Annotated in this window: 16 protein-coding genes; 7 read left to right on the forward strand and 9 right to left on the reverse strand. The window is 63.3% G+C overall.

Annotated elements, in window-relative coordinates; genetic code table 11:
- Positions 1–71: 71 nt before the first annotated feature.
- The 6 genes from ytfQ to XH89_RS25210 form a co-directional block, all read right to left on the reverse strand.
- Positions 72–1037 carry a galactofuranose ABC transporter, galactofuranose-binding protein YtfQ gene (gene ytfQ, locus XH89_RS25185; RefSeq protein ID WP_194463082.1) on the reverse strand — a complete coding sequence of 322 codons (966 nt, stop codon included), beginning with the start codon at positions 1035–1037 and terminating at the stop codon, positions 72–74.
- 369 nt (positions 1038–1406) lie between these two features.
- Entirely contained in the window at positions 1407–2579 is a 1173-nt protein-coding gene (locus XH89_RS25190; protein ID WP_194463083.1) for a fumarylacetoacetate hydrolase family protein, read from the reverse strand.
- 123 nt (positions 2580–2702) lie between these two features.
- Positions 2703–3680, reverse strand: coding sequence for a HEAT repeat domain-containing protein (locus tag XH89_RS25195; protein ID WP_194463084.1), 978 nt, complete (start codon positions 3678–3680; stop codon positions 2703–2705).
- Positions 3681–3682: 2 nt separating this feature from the next.
- The gene (locus tag XH89_RS25200; RefSeq protein WP_008141081.1) at positions 3683–3916 is read right to left on the reverse strand and encodes a ferredoxin family protein; all 234 of its coding nucleotides are present in this window, start codon (positions 3914–3916) and stop codon (positions 3683–3685) included.
- Between the two features lie 31 nt (positions 3917–3947).
- A complete protein-coding gene (locus XH89_RS25205; RefSeq protein ID WP_194463085.1) occupies positions 3948–5690 on the reverse strand; it encodes a fumarate reductase/succinate dehydrogenase flavoprotein subunit in 1743 nt (580 codons plus the stop codon).
- 102 nt (positions 5691–5792) lie between these two features.
- Entirely contained in the window at positions 5793–6566 is a 774-nt protein-coding gene (locus XH89_RS25210) for a ferredoxin--NADP reductase (protein ID WP_194463086.1), read from the reverse strand.
- 206 nt (positions 6567–6772) lie between these two features.
- Here XH89_RS25210 and XH89_RS25215 point away from each other — a divergent pair, with 206 nt between their 5' ends.
- From XH89_RS25215 to XH89_RS25235, 5 genes are all read left to right on the forward strand, one after another.
- A complete protein-coding gene (locus tag XH89_RS25215) occupies positions 6773–7084 on the forward strand; it encodes a gamma-butyrobetaine hydroxylase-like domain-containing protein (RefSeq protein WP_194468618.1) in 312 nt (103 codons plus the stop codon).
- Positions 7085–7263: 179 nt separating this feature from the next.
- Positions 7264–8037, forward strand: coding sequence for a Crp/Fnr family transcriptional regulator (locus XH89_RS25220; protein WP_194463087.1), 774 nt, complete (start codon positions 7264–7266; stop codon positions 8035–8037).
- 181 nt (positions 8038–8218) lie between these two features.
- Positions 8219–9640 (forward strand): ABC transporter substrate-binding protein, encoded by a 1422-nt coding sequence (locus XH89_RS25225; RefSeq protein ID WP_194463088.1) that lies wholly within the window; start codon positions 8219–8221, stop codon positions 9638–9640.
- On the forward strand, positions 9637–10551 hold the full coding sequence (locus tag XH89_RS25230; RefSeq protein ID WP_194463089.1) for an ABC transporter permease: 915 nt from the start codon (positions 9637–9639) through the stop codon (positions 10549–10551). Before XH89_RS25225 ends, XH89_RS25230 begins: the two co-directional genes overlap by 4 nt.
- The gene (locus tag XH89_RS25235; protein ID WP_194463090.1) at positions 10548–11420 is read left to right on the forward strand and encodes an ABC transporter ATP-binding protein; all 873 of its coding nucleotides are present in this window, start codon (positions 10548–10550) and stop codon (positions 11418–11420) included. Before XH89_RS25230 ends, XH89_RS25235 begins: the two co-directional genes overlap by 4 nt.
- 121 nt (positions 11421–11541) lie before the next feature.
- Here XH89_RS25235 and XH89_RS25240 read toward each other — a convergent pair whose 3' ends face one another.
- Positions 11542–12600 carry a YeiH family protein gene (locus XH89_RS25240; RefSeq protein WP_194463091.1) on the reverse strand — a complete coding sequence of 353 codons (1059 nt, stop codon included), beginning with the start codon at positions 12598–12600 and terminating at the stop codon, positions 11542–11544.
- A gap of 131 nt (positions 12601–12731) precedes the next feature.
- A complete protein-coding gene (locus tag XH89_RS25245) occupies positions 12732–12950 on the reverse strand; it encodes a hypothetical protein (protein ID WP_194463092.1) in 219 nt (72 codons plus the stop codon).
- Between the two features lie 283 nt (positions 12951–13233).
- Here XH89_RS25245 and XH89_RS25250 point away from each other — a divergent pair, with 283 nt between their 5' ends.
- Complete coding sequence (locus tag XH89_RS25250) at positions 13234–15144, forward strand: NAD(P)/FAD-dependent oxidoreductase (protein WP_194463093.1); 1911 nt, start codon at positions 13234–13236, stop codon at positions 15142–15144.
- A 97-nt stretch (positions 15145–15241) separates the two neighbouring features.
- On the opposite strand, the gene ald is transcribed toward XH89_RS25250, so the two are convergent.
- The gene (gene ald, locus XH89_RS25255) at positions 15242–16357 is read right to left on the reverse strand and encodes an alanine dehydrogenase (RefSeq protein WP_194463094.1); all 1116 of its coding nucleotides are present in this window, start codon (positions 16355–16357) and stop codon (positions 15242–15244) included.
- 135 nt (positions 16358–16492) lie between these two features.
- Between ald and XH89_RS25260 the strand changes: the two genes are divergently transcribed.
- Positions 16493–16972: an Lrp/AsnC family transcriptional regulator gene (locus tag XH89_RS25260; RefSeq protein ID WP_057759127.1), complete on the forward strand. Its 480-nt coding sequence runs from the start codon at positions 16493–16495 to the stop codon at positions 16970–16972.
- Positions 16973–17010 lie beyond the last annotated feature (38 nt).

Below are 17010 nucleotides of genomic sequence, written 5' to 3' on the forward strand. Positions count from 1 at the left end.
GCCTATTCGTTCGCGCAACGAATTCGAAGGGGGATCGCCGGACCACTGGAAGCGGTCCGGCGAGGTCTGCCTCAGTAACCGAGGCCCTTCTTGCTGTCGTAGATCTTCTGCGGATCGTCGGCGGCGGTGTAGAGCTTGGATTCGGTCTGGATCCACTTCGGCGGAACCGTACCCTTCTCCTTGAAGGCCGCGATCGCATCGAGCGCCGGGCCCGCCATGTTCGGCGTCAGCTCCACCGTGGCATTGGCTTCGCCTGCGGCCATCGCCTTGAAGATATCGGGGACCGCGTCGATCGAGACCGTGAGGATATCCTTGCCCGGTTTGAGGCCGGCTTCCTTCATCGCCTGGATCGCACCGACCATCATGTCATCATTGTGGGCGTAGACGGCGCAAATCGTCTTGCCGCCGCCCTCGGCCTTGATGAAGCTTTCCATCACTTCCTTGCCCTTGGCGCGGGTGAAGTCGCCGGTCTGGCTGCGCACCACCTTCAAGTTCGCATGCTTGGCGATGGCGGTGTCAAAGCCCTTCTTGCGGTTGGCGGCGACGCTGGCGCCGACCGTGCCCTGCAATTCGACGATGTTGCAGGCCTTGTCGCCGACGGTCTTGGCCAGCCAGTCACCAGCGACCTCGCCTTCGTGCACGCTGTCCGAAGTGACGGCGGTGAGATAGAGGTCCTTGCCCGACGGATCGATGTCGCGGTCGAGCAGCACGACCGGGATCTTGGCCTCCTTGGCTTCCTTCAGCACCGAATCCCAGCCCGTCGAGACGACCGGCGCGAGGAAGATTGCATCGACGTTCTGCGCGATGAAGGAGCGGATCGCCTTGATCTGGTTCTCCTGCTTCTGCTGCGCGTCGGCGATCTTGAGATTCACCTTGCGCTTACTGGCTTCCTGCTTGGAGACCGAGGTCTCGGCTGCACGCCAGCCGGATTCCGATCCGATCTGCGAGAAGCCAATGGTGAGTTCGGCGGCTTTGGCCGGCAGCGCAAGCAGCAAGGCGGTCGTGGCGCTGGCCGCAAAAAGGGCTTTGAGGGTCATCAGACGTGTCTCCCAAGGTGTTTTCAGGGGTACCGATCGGTAGCATGGCACCCTCAGGCCCGCCTTTAAGGCGGCGGGAGGCACTATTTCACGGAAGTTTGGTTCCGTATAGTCATATTATTTGACTATTTGGAGGAATGATGTGGATGTCCCGGCCAAGCGCGTGGAAGACACGCCAGACGCGATTTTGTTCTAGGAATGCAACGCTGGGATGAACGATAATGGGGTGGGCGCGGGCGCGCCAAGCAACGCGTCATGCCCGGGCTTGTCCCGGACATCCACGATCTTTGTACAGCGCGAGAAGACGTGGATGGCTGGGACAAGCCCGGCCATGACCAAAGAACCGCACGCCAGGAAGGCGAGCAAAAACTAGATCAGCTTCCGCTGCGCCAGGTTCTTCATCAGCGCGCCGATGCCGAACGTCCAGGGCTCGCACTCGTCGCTGGTCCGCATGCGGTTGACGAGCTTGCCGAGCTGAGGCGCGGCGATCGTGACGATGTCGTCGCGCTTGTGGGTGAACCCCTGCCCCGGTGCATCGCGATCCTTGACCGGCGCGAACATGGTGCCGAGGAACAGCACGAAACCATCGGGATATTGATGCACCTTGCCGATGGTCTGCGCGACGAGATCGGTCGGATCGCGGCTGATCTTGCTGATCGAGGAATGGCCGTCGAGCACGAAACCGTCCGTCCCCGTCACGTTCAGGCTGATGTCGAGCTTGCGCGCGTCGTCCAGCATGAAGCTATCGTCGAACAATCGCAGCAGCGGGCCGATCGCGCAGGAGGCATTGTTGTCCTTGGCCTTCGACAGCAGCAGCGCCGAGCGGCCCTCGAAATCGCGCAGGTTCACGTCGTTGCCGAGTGCGCCGCCGACGATCTTGCCGCGGCTGGAGACGAACAGCACGAGCTCGGGCTCGGGATTGTTCCAGGTCGATTTCGGATGCAGGCCGGCATCCATGCCGGTGCCGACCGAGGACATGGTTGGCGCCTTGGTGAAGACCTCGGCGTCGGGGCCGATGCCGACCTCGAGGTACTGGCTCCAGGCGTTCTGGTCGATCAGCACCTGCTTCAAGTGCATCGCCTGATCCGAGCCCGGCTTGAGTTTTGAAAGGTCGTCACCGATCAGCCGGGTGACTTCCTTGCGGATCGCTTCGGCCGAAGCCGGGTTGCCCTTGGCGCGCTCCTCGATCACACGCTCCAGCATCGAGATCGCGAAGGTGACGCCGGCGGCCTTCAGGGTCTGGAGATCGACCGGTGCGAGCAGCCAGGGCTTGTTCGGATCGCGGCCATCGGGTGCCGTATTGGCGACGATGGCCTCGAGATCGCCGATGCGCTCGCCCTTGACGGCGGCCAGCGCCTTGGCGGGATTGTCCTCTTCGCAGAGCGCGCTGACGGTCGGGAATTTCGCGGTGACGTCGTACACACCGTCGGCGCGCACCGCGACCACGGCCGGACCGTTCGCCTGCGGCAGCCAAACGCGGCCGACCAGCGTTCCCTTCGTTCCATCCGCCGGGAGAAGGTCTTTCACGGTCAGTGTCGTCATGGCGGCGTCCTCGCTGTTTCTAAGGATCGGCCGCTCCGGAAGCCGCCGATCCCGTTGGCGAAGACCAATAAACGTCTGGCAGGGGAAGTCCAGAGCGACGCCGCCAGGCTCCCTGCCGGCCTCTTATGCGCCTGCGCGCGCCTTACGGGCCGCGATCTGCTGGAGTGCCCAACGTGCGTTCTTGCGAACGTCGGGATCGGGATCGTCGGCGATCACGGCCAGGAACGCCTCACCGTCGGCATGGGCAATCTCGCCGAGTGCGGCCGCAGCTTCCTTGCGCAGGTTCGCCTGGTCGTGATTGACGCAATTGCCGATCGGCCGCACCGCGCGCTCAATCTTCATCTTGCCGAGGCTGCGGATCGCCTTCAGCCGCACCTGCCAGAACTCGTCACCGAGCGCGGCAATGAGCTGGTCGGCGGCGATCGCACCGTTGGCGTTGAGTCCGAGTGTTTCGGCGGCCATCTCGCGGACCATCCAGTCGCCATCCTTCAGCGCTCGCGTGATCGTCTCGGCCGCCGGCTTCATCTGCGAGAACGCCAGCGCGCTGACCGCGGCACGGCGCACATGCGCATCGGGATCGTTGATCAAGGCCGTCAACGCGGGGATGGATTCCTCCAGCTTGAGGAAGCCGATCACGCCGATCGCCTGGACGCGCACCGCGGCATCGGAATCCTGCAGCGCTTCCAGCGCCGGCTTCAGCGTGTCCTTGCAGCGCAGCTCCTTCAGCGCGCGCAGCGCGCCCATGCGGACGAAGGCGTGGGCGTGCTTGACCAGCGGCAGGATGATCTCGGCACAGGCGGGATCCTTGAACTCGGCCATGCTGTCGGCCGCGGCTGCCGCGACGATCCGCTCGGGATCGACCAGCAGCTTCACCAGCGCACTCGCCGCCTCCGGCCCGTCGAACTCACCGAGCGCCATCGCGACCTGCTGCCGCACGCCGGCGTCGGGATCGGCGACCATGTTGGCCAGATGCGCAACGGCGGCGGGATCGCCGGAATGGCCGAGCGCGATGATGGCGACGCGGCGCTCGGCAGGATCGGCGGCCTGGAGCCGTTCGTCGGCGTCCTCGAGATCGTCGTAGGATTCGAACGGGCTCGACATGATCACCTCAACAGATAGGGAATGTTGACGGTAACGGCGCCGGTCGGGCAGTCGGCCTCGCAGGGCATGCAATACCAGCACTCATCATAGGCCATATAGGCCTTGCCGGTCATGTCGCTGATGCGCAGCACGTCGAGCGGGCAGACGTCGACACAGACGGTGCAGCCCTTGTCGGCGATGCATTTGGCGTCGTCGACGACCACCGGAACCGATGTCTGATAGGACGCGAGAGGCATGTGATGTCTCCTGTTGTTCTGTTGCGGTGGATCAGGCGGTGGCGCGAATGCGCTGCTTGTCGTAGAGATCCTTCTCGTCGTCGGCGATCGGCACGACATAAGGCTCGACGGCGCGCTTCTCGCTGGTCATCTTGCCGTTCTGCTTGGACAGCAGCGTGTGGCAGAACCAGTTCTCGTTGTCCTTCTCCGGGAAATCGGTGCGCCAGTGATAGAGGCCCCAGCGGCTCTCCTCGCGATAGAGCGAGGCATGCACGGCCATGTCGGCGCAGTCCATGATCGACTGCACTTCGAGCGCGCGCAGCAATTCGTGCGCGTTGCGCGCGATCATGCGCTCCTGCATGTCCTGCCGCGTCTCGGCGAGCCGGCGCATGCCGAGCTCGTATTTGCGCGTGACCTTCGGCGGCTGGAGATAATCGTTGACCAGGCGGCGGGTCTTGTACTCGACCTGGTTCGGCGGAATGCCGTCCTCGCGCTTGGTCGGGGCCATCACGCGATCGCGTTCCTTCGCGACATCCTGCGCATCGAACTCAGCAAAGTCATGGCTGTCGGCGAACTCCATCGCGTCGATGCCGGCGACCGAGCCGTTGGTGAAGGCGCCGAGCATGTAATTGTGCGGCACGCTCGCCATGTCGCCGGCAGCGTAGAGGCCGGGCACGGTGGTGCGGGCATTGTCGTCGACGAAGACGCCGGAGGCGCTGTGACCGGAGCAGAAGCCGATCTCGGAGATGTGCATCTCGATCGACTCGCTGCGGTAGTCGACGCCCCGCCCCTGCTGGAACAGGCCGCGCGTCGGGCGTTCGACCTTGTGCAGCGTGGACTCGATCTCGGAGATGGTGTCGGGGTGGAGATGCTTGAGCTGGAGAAACACCGGACCCTTGCCGGACAGCAGCTCGTTGTAGAACTCCAGCATCATCTGACCAGACCAATAGTCGCATTCGATGAAGCGCGAGCCCTCGTTGTTCGCCGTGTAGGCGCCGAAGGGGCCGGCGACATAGGCGCAGGCCGGGCCGTTATAGTCTTTGATCAGCGGGTTGATCTGGTAGCATTCGAGGTTCGCGAGCGCAGCACCAGCGTGATAGGCCATCGAATAACCATCGCCGGAATTGGCGGCGTTCTCATAAGTGCCGAACATGTAGCCTGACGTCGGCAGGCCCAGGCGACCGGCGGCGCCCATGCAGAGAATCACGGCCTTGGCCTTGATCACCAGGATCTCGGCGGTGCGGGTGTTGACGCTGATCGCGCCGGCAATACGGCCGTCGGACGATTTCAGCAGGCGCGTAGCCATGTAGCGGTTGGAGATCAGGATGCGGGCACGGCGAAGCTGGCGATAGAGGGCTTTCTTCACGGTCTCGCCGTTCGGCATCGGCAGCACATAGGTGCCGATGTGGTGCACCTTCTTGACGGCGTAGTCGCCGTTCTCGTTCTTCAGGAAGCGGATGCCGAAGCTGTCGAGCTCTTCGATGATCTTGTAGCAGTTTTGAGCGTATTTATAGACCGCCTTCTGGTCGACGATGCCGTCATTGGCGATGGTGATTTCCTTGGTGTACTGCTCCGGCGTCGCGTAGCCGGGAATGACGGCGTTGTTCAGCCCGTCCATGCCCATCGAGATCGCGCCGGAGCGCTTGACGTTGGCCTTTTCGAGCAGGACGACATTGGCCTTCGGATTCTTCAGCTTCGCCTTCAGCGCCGCCATCGGGCCGGCCGTGCCGCCGCCGATGACCAGCACATCGCAGGAAACCTCCGAAAGTCCGTCGACGATCTGATCTAGTGCCATCACTTGCTCCTGGTTCGCCGATGCCCGGCGCCTTTGCATCAGATTTGTTCAGGTGATTGTCCGGCGATAGCAATTAGTTGTCGCCGGGACGCGATTTGCGCCTCAGCGCTCGACGAAGGCCTTCTCGATGACGAAATGGCCGGGCTGGCTGTGATTGCCTTCGACGAAACCGCGATCGGAGAACATCGCGTGCAGCTCCTCGAGCATTGCAGGACTCCCGCACAGCATGATGCGGTCGGTTTCGATATCGAGGCCCGTCAGCCCGATGTCGTCGAACAGCTGGTTGGAGGCGATCAGGTCGGTGATACGGCCGCGATTGCGGAACGGCTCGCGGGTCACGGTCGGGTAATAAACCAGCTTGTCGCGGATCAGCGGGCCGAAGAACTCGTGATTGCGCAGGCCGTCGACGACATGCTCGCCATAAGCGAGCTCGGAGACCTGGCGACAGCCATGGGCGAGCACGATGGTCTCGTAATTCTCGTAAACGTCAGGGTCCTTGATCAGGCTGGCGAACGGCGCAAGGCCGGTGCCGGTCGAGAGCAGCAGCAGGCGCTTGCCGGGAATGAGGTTGCCGGTGATCAGCGTGCCCGTCGCCTTGCGGCCGACCAGGACGATATCGCCTTCCCTGATCTTCTGCAGGCGCGAGGTCAGCGGACCGTCCTGCACCTTGATCGAGAAGAACTCGAGCGCTTCCTCGTGATTGGCGCTGGCCATGCTGTAGGCCCGCATCAACGGCTTGCCCTCGACCTCCAGCCCGATCATCGCGAATTGGCCGTTCTGGAAGCGGAAGCCGGGATCGCGCGTCGCGGTGAAGCTGAACAGGGAGTCGGTCCAGTGGCGAACCGACAAAACCGTTTCCTTCTGAAATGCACTCATGGTCTCTCCTCAGTCCCTCGTTGCGCACAAGGTTTCGGAGAGAGCGGAATCGGGCAACGCGGAAGTGAAACTCCCGGTCGATTAGTTTCACATTTCGCGGGCGGTGATCGAAGAGCAGGCAGTGCCACTGCAGCTGCGCTGGCAATTAGTTGCTATCCTCGCACGTCCACACCGACATATATGAAAGTCGGAGGTTCGTCATGACCATGACCCTGGTGGCCCCGACCGTGGCCGACTATGAAGCAAGCGCCGATCTCGCGACGCTTCTCGTCCGCACCACCGAGGGCGATGCGCTCAGTGTGCCTGCCGAGACACTCCGTCTCTCCTGCAAATGCGCCCATTGCACCCGCGCCCGTTTCGACGGTCGCTTCCCGGAGGCGTTTCCGGGCATCGCGATCACCGAGATCGGCGATCTCGGCTACGGGTTGAACATCTCGTTTTCGGATGGGCACAACAGGGGGATTTACCCAAAGACGTATCTGCTGAGTTTGGCTGCCGCGGACAACCCTGCATCCTGAGCGTTCAGTTTCGCAACCAGCGTCATGGCCGGGCTTGTCCCGGCCATCCACGATCTTCCTGCCGCACCAAAAACGTGGATGCCCGGGAAAAGCCCGGGCATGACGGTGGACTGACCTCCCCCCATCTGGCACGGACATTGCTCCTCTTTAGAGCGATTTGAACGTTCCGGAGGCAGGCGATGTTGCAGGCGGCGAGTGCGGTTCGCGGGGCGGTTCCCCCGGCAGTCCGGCCTGCGGGCAGTTCCTCGTTGCTGCTGACCGAGAATCAGCAATGGATCGGCGGGCCGCCGCCGTTGATGGAGAAGCTCTCGCCACACGAGCGGGAGCTGGTGCTGAAGCAGGGCCGGCGAAAGGTGCTCAACCGCGGCCAGACGCTGTTCAGCCAGGGCGGCAAGCATGACGGCATCTGGTTGATCGAGAGCGGTCGCATCCGCGTGTTCTACACTTCACCGCTCGGACGCGAGATTACGCTGGCCTATTGGCATGTCGGCAATTTCGTCGGCGGACCCGAAGTGTTCGAGGGCACCGTGCATCAATGGTCCGGCGTCGCATCCAGCAATTGCAGCGTGGTGCACCTGCCGGGAAAGGAACTGCGGGCGCTTGCTGCGGAGATCCCCAACCTCGCCATCGGCCTGATCGAAGGCCTCACCTTCAAAGGCAAATGCTATTCGGCACTGGCGCAGATGCTGGGAACGCGCTCGATCACTCAGCGCCTGGCGCATCTGCTGTTGCACCTGGTCGAGCTCTACGGCGTCGAGGATGCCGACGGCCGTGTGATCGCCGCGGCCTTCACCCATGCCGATATCGCCCACATGGTCGGCGCCACCAGGCAATGGGTCACGATCAGCCTGAAGCGGATGCAGGAGAAGGGAATCGTGTTGACCAAGCGGTCACAGATCGTGGTCTGCCGGACCGACGTGCTGGAGGAGATGCGTGGTCACGCATCCGACTAGAGGAATTTGCGGCCAAGGCCGGTGCACAGGCAAGCGGCTTTATAGTGCAGGACTGCTCAAGGAGTATGCAATCAGCTTTTCCCGGCAACTAATCGACTGCGGTCATCATTCCGGATTTGCCCTGTCCGGGCCCTCCTCCAATCATGGCAACCACAGCACATCCAACCAGATGAGGATGAGAATGGCCCGCCATCTTCCCACGCTCTCGATCGCGATGTCGGTGACGTCGCTGGCGCTAATCCTCGCGCAGCCGGCCTCGGCGGAAACCGTCACGCTCGGGATCGGAACGCAGGACACCACGACGAACACGGTGACCGCCGGAACAGTGGTGCGGCAGCTCCATCTTCTCGAAAAGTACCTGCCGACGTCAGGCAAATACGCCAACATCAAATTCGAGCTGGAATGGCAGAATTTTACGTCCGGTCCGCCCGTCACCAACGCGATGATGGCGAACAAGCTGCAAATCGGCATGATGGGCGACTATCCGCTGATTGTGAACGGCTTCACCTTCGAGAGCAACCCGGAGAGCAAGAGCCGCCTGATCGGCATCGCCGCCTACAGCCTCTCGGGCTCGGGAAACGGCATCGTGGTCCACAAGGATTCGCCCTACTACGACCTGGCCGATCTCAAAGGCAAGCTGGTCAGCGTCCCCTTCGGCTCCGCCGCGCACGGCATGGTGCTGAAGGCGATGCAGGATCGCGGCTATGCCTCGGATTTCTTCCAGCTTGTCAGCCAAAGCCCGGAGGTCGGCTCGACCAACCTCCAGGAGAAGAAGATCGACGCGCATGCCGATTTCGTCCCCTTTGCCGAGCTGCTGCCGTTCCGCGGCTTTGCGCGAAAGATCTTCGACGGCGTCGAGACGAACTTGCCGACCTTCCACGGCATCGTCGTCCGCACCGACTTTGCGGAAAAATATCCTGAAGTCGTCGTCGCCTATTTCAAGGCGCTGATCGCGGCCAACCAGTGGCTGCGTGACGATCCAAAACTCGCTGCGGAAAAAATCCAGGAATGGACCGGCATCAACAAGGAGGTCGTCTACATCTTCCTGGGCCCGAGCGGCAATATGACCACCGATCCCACGGTCAAGCCCGCGCTGATCGATGCCGCGGCGGCTGACGTCAAGGTGCTGCAGAACCTCGGCCGCATGAAGGAATTCGATCCAACGAAGTGGGTCGACGACAGCTACATCCGCAAGGCCTATGCCGAGATGAAGCTCGACTATGATGCGCAGCTTGCGAGCACGAAAAACTACGAGATCTCCGGCGAAGACGCGTTCTGCAAGAAGCCGATCACCGATCCGCGCAAGGCCGGCGAGGTCTGGGTGGACGACACAGGCATCATGCCGTTCTCATCCGCTGCCTGTACGCTAGGGGCTTACGCCGACTTCAAGGCCAAGGGCAAGAAGATCAACGTCGCCTATGTCTTCGACACCATTCGCGGCATCAAGCTGTTCGCCGACCAGGCCTTCTTCGCGGTCGGCAATGGCGATGTCGCACCGTTCCTGCTCAAGAAGGACGCGGAGGCCTATGCCGCCAAGATCAGCGGCAAGGTGCTCGGCTTCGACGACGCGGTGAAGGCGGCCGTCAGCGGAGGCAAGACGTGAGCAGTCCCGCCCTCGTCAGACATCCCGAGGAGAGCATGCCGGCAACAGCAGCACTTGCAGAGATGGGCCCCGCGCCTGCCGTCACGCCGCCCGCGACGCCGCCCTCCTTCGGCACGCTCGCGCTGCGCTGGTATCGCCTGAACCAGGGCCGGCTGCGCGCCGCCGCGATCGGCGTGATCTCGCTGATCGCCTTCCTGCTGGTCTGGCACCTGCTCACGACCTATCGCGTCGTGTTCTTCGTGCGCTTCACCAACGTGCCAGCGCCTCTTGCCGTCTATGCGAGCTTCGCCAAGGCAATCCACGATCCCAAATTCCTGATGCACATCGTGCTGAGCTGCCGGCGCATCTTCATCGGCTTCTCGCTTGCCGCTGTTGTCGGCGTGCCACTCGGCCTGGTCATGGGCCGCTTCAAACTGGTGCATGAGATCATCTTCCCGGTCGCGGAAGTGCTGAGGCCGATCCCGGCGATCGCCTGGGTGCCGATGGCGATCATGCTGTGGCCGACCAACGAGCAGAGCATCGTCTTCATCACCTTCCTCGGCTCGTTCTTCCCGATCCTGGTCAACACGCTGCATGGCATGTCGCTGGTCGATCCCGTGCTGGTGCGTGCCGCGCAATGTCTCGGCGCGCGCGAGCGCTCGATCTTCCGCGAGGTGTATTTTCCGGCCTCGCTGCCGCACATCTTCACCGGCCTCACCGTCGGCATGGGCGTCGCCTGGGTGTCGCTGATCGCCGCCGAGATGATCTCCGGCCAGTACGGCATCGGCTACTTCACCTGGGAAGCCTATTCGCTGGTGCAGTATGCCGACATCGCGCTCGGCATGATCGCGATCGGCGTGCTTGGCCTCGGCTCGAGCCTACTGATCCGGGGCGCGGGACATCTGGTAATGCCGTGGAGGTCGACGAGATGAGCGAAGTGCTTGCGAACGAACCGAAAGGCCATATCGAGGTCAAAAATTTCTCCCTCAGCTATGACAGCATCGAGGGACCGGTTCAGGCCGTCACCGATACCCAGATCCACGTGAAGCCCGGCGAGTTCGTCTCGATCGTCGGCCCGTCCGGCTGCGGAAAATCGACGCTGCTCAATGCGGTCGCGGGCTTCCTCAAACCGACCACGGGTATCGTCACCGTCGACGGCGAGCGCGTGAACGGCCCCAGCGCCGAGCGCGGCATGGTGTTTCAGCAATATTCGCTGTTTCCCTGGAAGACGGTGCGGGAGAATGTCGAGTTCGGCCTGAAGATGCGCGGCATGCCGCGCTCCCAGCGCGAGCGCGCCGCGCGCACGCTGCTCGGCCTCGCCGGCTTGGAGGCGTTCGAGAAGCACTATCCGGAAAAGCTCTCCGGCGGCATGAAGCAGCGGGTCGGCATCGTCCGCGCACTCGCCACGGGCCCGAAGGTCTTGCTGCTCGACGAGCCGTTCGGCGCCCTCGACGCCCAGACGCGCGTCATCATGCAGCAGATCCTCACCAACATGTGGCAGCGGCTGAAGATCTCGGTGCTGTTCGTCACTCACGACATCGACGAGGCGATCTTCCTCTCCGACCGCGTCTACTGCATGACCGCACGTCCCGGCTCGATCAAGGCGGAGATCTCGATTCCGCTGGAGCGGCCGCGCCAGCAATCCATGATGATGTCGTCGGAATTTCTGGCGCTACGTCGCGGGCTGATGTCGCTGATCCGCGAGGAGAGCCTGAAAGCGATGGGCGGCGAGATCAACGACATGGGCATGCAGGGGCTGAACATCGAGCTGCACGGACATTCGCTGGCGGATGTGATTTAGCGGCGATGATGGTCTCGTAGGGTGGGCAAAGCGAAGCGTGCCCACCACTCTCCATCTCACATAGAACTGGTGGGCACGGCGCTTGCGCGCCTTTGCCCACCCTACGGCAGTTTCACGGCCCTTACTTGAACCAGTGCACCAGCGCGATGCTGATCCCCAGCAGCAGCATCAAGGACAGCGTCACGGCGGCCGTCACCCTGCCGCCGACATTGGCGAGCACACGCACATCGACGCCGAGGCCGAGGGCCGCCATCGAGACCACGGTGAGGAACGTGGTGATCTTCGTCACCGGCGCGACCACCGTGCCCGGCACGATCTCGAGCGAGCGCAAGGTCGCCAGCGCGAGGAAGCCGAGGATGAACCAGGGCACCAGACGGAAGAAGCCGACATTGGTCTTCTTGGCGTCGGCCTGCCAGCGCGAGGCGACCAGCGAGAGACCGACAACCACGGGGCCGAGCATCAAGACGCGCATCAGCTTGACCAGCGTGCCGATCTGCGTGGAGATCAGCCCCGCCGGCACCGTTGCCGCGAGCACTTGGGGCACAGCATAGACGGTGAGCCCTGCGAGGATGCCGTATTGCGTGGCGGTGAGCTGTAACAACGGGATCAGCAGCGGCAGGCCCAGCACCATCATCACGCCGAGGATGGCCGTAAAGGAGATCGAGGATGCGATCTCGTCGCTGCTCGCGCCAATGATCGGCGCAACCGCGGCGATCGCGGAATTGCCGCAGATCGAGTTACCGCAGGCGATCAGGATCGACAAGCGCGTCGACAGGCCCAGCAGGCGGCTGAGGCCGAAAGAAACGCAGATCGCGATCACGACGACGGCCGCAATCGAGGCCAGCAGCGCGATGCCCGAGGCCGCGATGGCGGCAAAGCTGATGGAGGCGCCGAGCAGCATAACGGCGACTTCGAGCAGCTGTTTGGCGCTGAAGGCGATGCCGGCCTGCCAGCGCGGAGCCGGCTTCCAGAAGCTCCGGAGCGCCATGCCGAGAAGAATCGCCATCACCAGCGCCTCGACATAGGGGTGCTCGAATACGCCCAGTTCGGCCCGCTCCAGCAGGGCCGAGACGCCCGCAACAGCAATACAGAGAAGGATGCCGGGAATCAGCGCCAGGATGCGGCTAAAGGCTGTGGTCGGCTTGGCGTCGGCCGGGCTGGATGCTTGATTCTGCGACACAAATCTCTCCCAGAGGAGAAGGATTTATACGCACGACGCTTCCGTTGGGGAATAAGTTTTCGGCATATCAGGGCCGAGGGAAGTTCTGTCCTCGACCCGGAATAATCGGCATTCAGGAGATCTGGCCGGCTTCAGAAGATCAGGCTTTTGGCGAGTGAGGCCACGTGGCTGAAGCTGTCATAGACGCCCGGCTCGAAGAACGCCGCGCGGGCAAGCACGATGGCGGCGACCAGCGACCAGAACAGGCCCGTGCCGGCCCGCAGCAGGAGCTTGGACGCACGCGACCGGGGCTGGGTGTCCGTCGCGGACATCATCTGCTCGCCAAAGGGCTCAAATCCAGTGCGTTCCATGGCCGTCAAATCCATCAATTTCTGACGGAAATGTCGTCGTTTCGGGCCCAAACAGCAATGGAAGCGATTGGCGTTTTTGCCCGCTGGAGGGGAAACTCCTTCCGTCTGATGGTCCCCGGACAATAGTTTTCTTCTTCCGCCCTATTGGGACACCGAAAGGCAAGCCGGATACGGGCCGCGTAGACGATCCGGGGCTCGTCGACTACCGTGCCGTGCCGCCAGTCCTTCGTTCGCCCCTTGCGAGGTCAAACACAATGGGATCGCCGGAGATCAGAAGAAGACGATGAACATCGCATCTCCGCACCAACCGCTCGACCTCGGCTCGGCCATCGCCGAAGGCGACATTCGTTGCCTGCTGATGGTGCTCGTGCACATGACCGGCGACGAGAAATGGCTTGAGCCTCCGTACTTGCCCAGGCGCGACATCCGCCTCATTCCCGATCCCGAGGCCGGCGTACCCAGGGAGATCCAGGACGAAATCCGGGCTGCCGTCGTCAAGCTCTTCGCCGGCGGCACGCCGAAACCTGTCATCGCCGATCCCGGCGAGGAGATGCTGCTGAAGATGATGCGCGCCTGCCTCGGCGAGAACGTCGCTCCCGAATATGCGCCGCTGATGCGCGAGGAGATGGGCTTTGTACCGCGCGAGGCCCGCTGGACGACGCGCCCTTCGGACGAGAAGCTCGCTGCGCAACATGTCCTGATCGTCGGCGCCGGCGTCTGCGCCATCGCGCTCGGCGTGGCGCTCGGCCATCTCGGCATCCCCTACACCGTCGTCGAGAAGAATGCCGAGCTCGGCGGCACCTGGTGGATCAACCGCTATCCCGGCTGCGGCGTCGACACGCCGAACCACTCCTATTCCTACTCGTTCGGCTCGGGCAATGCATGGACGCGCTATTTCTGCCAGCGCGAGGAGCTGCTGGGTTACCTCAAGAAAGTCGCGGACGAATACGGCATCCGGAAACATCTGCGCGTCAACACCGAGCTGACCTCATCGCGCTGGGACGAGGACAAGCGGCGCTGGATCTCCACCCTGAAGACGCCAGCCGGGGAAGAGACTTTCGAATCCACCGCACTGGTCTCGGCCATCGGCCAGCTCAACGATCCCTCACGCGCGCACTTCAAGGGCGAGGAAAGCTTCAAGGGAACGATCCTGCACTCGGCCTTGTGGTCTGATGACATCAAGCCCGATGGCAAGCATGTCGCCGTGATCGGCACCGGCGCGACGTCGATGCAGCTGGTGCCGTCGATCGCCGGCCGCGTCGCTTCGGTCACGGTCTACCAGCGCAGCGCGCAATGGGCGCGACCGGTGAAAGGCTATGCCGATCCGATCAGCGAGGGCGCGCGCTGGCTGCTCGCGCATCTGCCGTTCTATGTGCAGTGGTACCGCTTCAACATGTTCTGGCGCTACGGCGACGGCCTCCTGCCGTTCCTGCGCAAAGACCCGGCCTGGCCCCACCCCGAGCGCGCCGTCAACAAGGGCAACGACCGGCATCGCCAGGAGCTGACCGACTTCATCCTGTCGGAGCTGAAGGACCGGCCCGACCTGATCGAGAAATGCGTGCCGACCTATCCGCCCTATGGCAAGCGCATCCTGCTCGACAACAACTGGTTCAAGACCTTGACGCGGAGCAATGTCGAGCTCGTCACCGACGCGATCGACCATTTCGATGAAAGCGGCATCGTCACCACCGACGGCAGGCACCGGCCAGCCGACATCATCGTGGTCGCCACCGGCTTCAAGGTCACGGAGATGGCCGCGCGCCTCAACATCAGCGGCCGCGACGGCAAGGATTTGCGCGAGGCCTGGGCCAACGACAATCCGACCGCGTTCCTCGGCCTCACCGTGCCTGGTTTCCCGAACTTCTTCTGCATGCTCGGCCCGAATTCCGGTCCGGCCCATGGTGGCAGCGTCATCTTCCAGTCGGAATGCCAGAGCCGCTACATTTCGGCCTGCCTCGCCGGCATGATCGAGCAGGACATCGCCGCGATGGACGTTCGCCCTGACGTGCTCGACGACTACGTTCGCAAGGTCGATGCCGAGCACGAAGCGATGATCTGGACCCATCCGGGGATGAGCACCTACTATCGCAATTCAAGCGGACGCGTGTTCTCGGCGATGCCGTGGCGGTTCGTGGATTACTGGCGCATGACGCATGATCCGGACATGCGGCAGTACAGGCTGACGAAGGCGTAAATCTCTCCACAACGTCATTGCGAGCGTAGCGAAGCAATCCAGCGTCTTTCCTCGGAGGGATTCTGGATTGCTTCGCTACGCTCGCAATGACGGCCTATCAGGCCGCGAGCCCGCTCTCCACCGGCGCAAACTCCATCCCGAGGCTCTCCGCCACCGCCTTGTTGGTGATGCGGCCGCGATGGACGTTCAATCCATTGCGCAGGTGCGGATTTTCCAGCACCGCGGCAAAGCCCTTGTCCGCAAGCATCAGGCCGAACGGCAGCGTCGCGTTGTTGAGCGCCTGGCTCGACGTCACCGGCACGGCACCCGGCATGTTGGCGACGCAATAATGCACGACGCCGTCGACCTCGTAGGTCGGATCGGTATGCGTGGTCGCATGCGAGGTCTCGAAACAGCCGCCCTGGTCGATCGCGACGTCGACCAGCACCGCACCCGGCCGCATCGCTTTGAGCATCGCGCGCGTCACGAGCTTCGGAGCGCTCGCGCCGGGCACCAGCACGGCGCCGATCACGACGTCGGCGGCGAACACCTCGTCCTCGACCGACTCGATCGTCGAAAAGCGCGTGCGCACGCGTCCGGCGAAGAGATCATCCAGTTGGCGCAGGCGCGGAATCGAGCGGTCGATCACCGTGACTTCAGCGCCGAGGCCCGCGGCCATGCGCGCGGCCTGCGTTCCCACGACGCCACCGCCAAGAATGACAACGCGCGCCGGCTGCACGCCGGGCACGCCGCCGAGCAGCAAGCCGCGACCGCCAGCCGACCGCTTGAGGGCGGCGCCGGCGGCCTCGATGGCGAGGCGGCCGGCGACTTCGCTCATCGGCGCAAGCAGGGGGAGGTGGCCGGCCGCGTCGGTGACGGTTTCATAGGCGATCGCAGTGCAGCCGGACGCCAGCAGGCCCCTGGCCTGATCGGGATCCGGCGCGAGATGGAGATAGGTAAACAGGATTTGGCTTTCGCGGAGCTGGGCCCATTCGCTCGCCTGCGGCTCCTTCACCTTCACGATCATGTCGGACTTGGCGAAGATGTCGCGCGCGTTCGCGGCAATGGAGGCCCCTGCCCGCTGGTACACCTCGTCGGAGGCGCCGATACCGCTGCCCGCGCCAGTCTCGACCGTCACCTGATGCCCGGCTGCGATATATTCGCGAACGGCCCCCGGGGTGAGCCCGACGCGATATTCCTGCACCTTGATCTCCTTGGGCACACCGACACGCATTCTGGGCTCCTTTTTGATTCTCGTGCGTGATCGTAGCGACGCAGGCAGTTTGGTTTCGTGCAAATATCCGCTAGTTTCGCGCCTCTTGCGCCGGTTTCCGGCGCGCAAACGCCCTTTCACGCTGGAAACGAAACCTTGGCCCTCGACCGCAAAGATCTCGCGATTCTCGCGGAACTCACGACCAACGCCCGCGCTAGCCACACCGAGCTTGCCAACAAGGTCGGCCTTTCCAGCACGGCGCTGGCGCGGCGGCAGAAAGCGCTGGAGGACGACGGCTACATCCAGGCCTACCAGGCCGCACTCGACCTCGCGCAGTTCGGCCTCACCACGACGGTGCTGGTCCGCATCGCGCTGGAGAGCCAGAGCGACGAGGCGCTGAAGGCGTTCGAGGCGGAAGTCGTGAAGTGCCCTTCCGTCGTGCGTTGCTTCCTGATGTCGGGCACCGATGACTACATCCTGATCGTGCTCGCCCGCGACATCCAGGATTTCGAGCGCATCCACCGCACCGAGCTGTCGCGCCTGCCGCGCGTGGCACGGGTGCAGTCGAGCTTCGCGCTGCGCGAGGTCGTCAACCGCGCGGTGCCGACCGTGGTGTTCGGCGAGACGAAGCGATAGCTGAGTCGGTTGCGGCTCGAGCCAAGCTGTCAAGCGCC

Source organism: Bradyrhizobium sp. CCBAU 53340, from assembly GCF_015291645.1.
Taxonomy (GTDB): domain Bacteria; phylum Pseudomonadota; class Alphaproteobacteria; order Rhizobiales; family Xanthobacteraceae; genus Bradyrhizobium.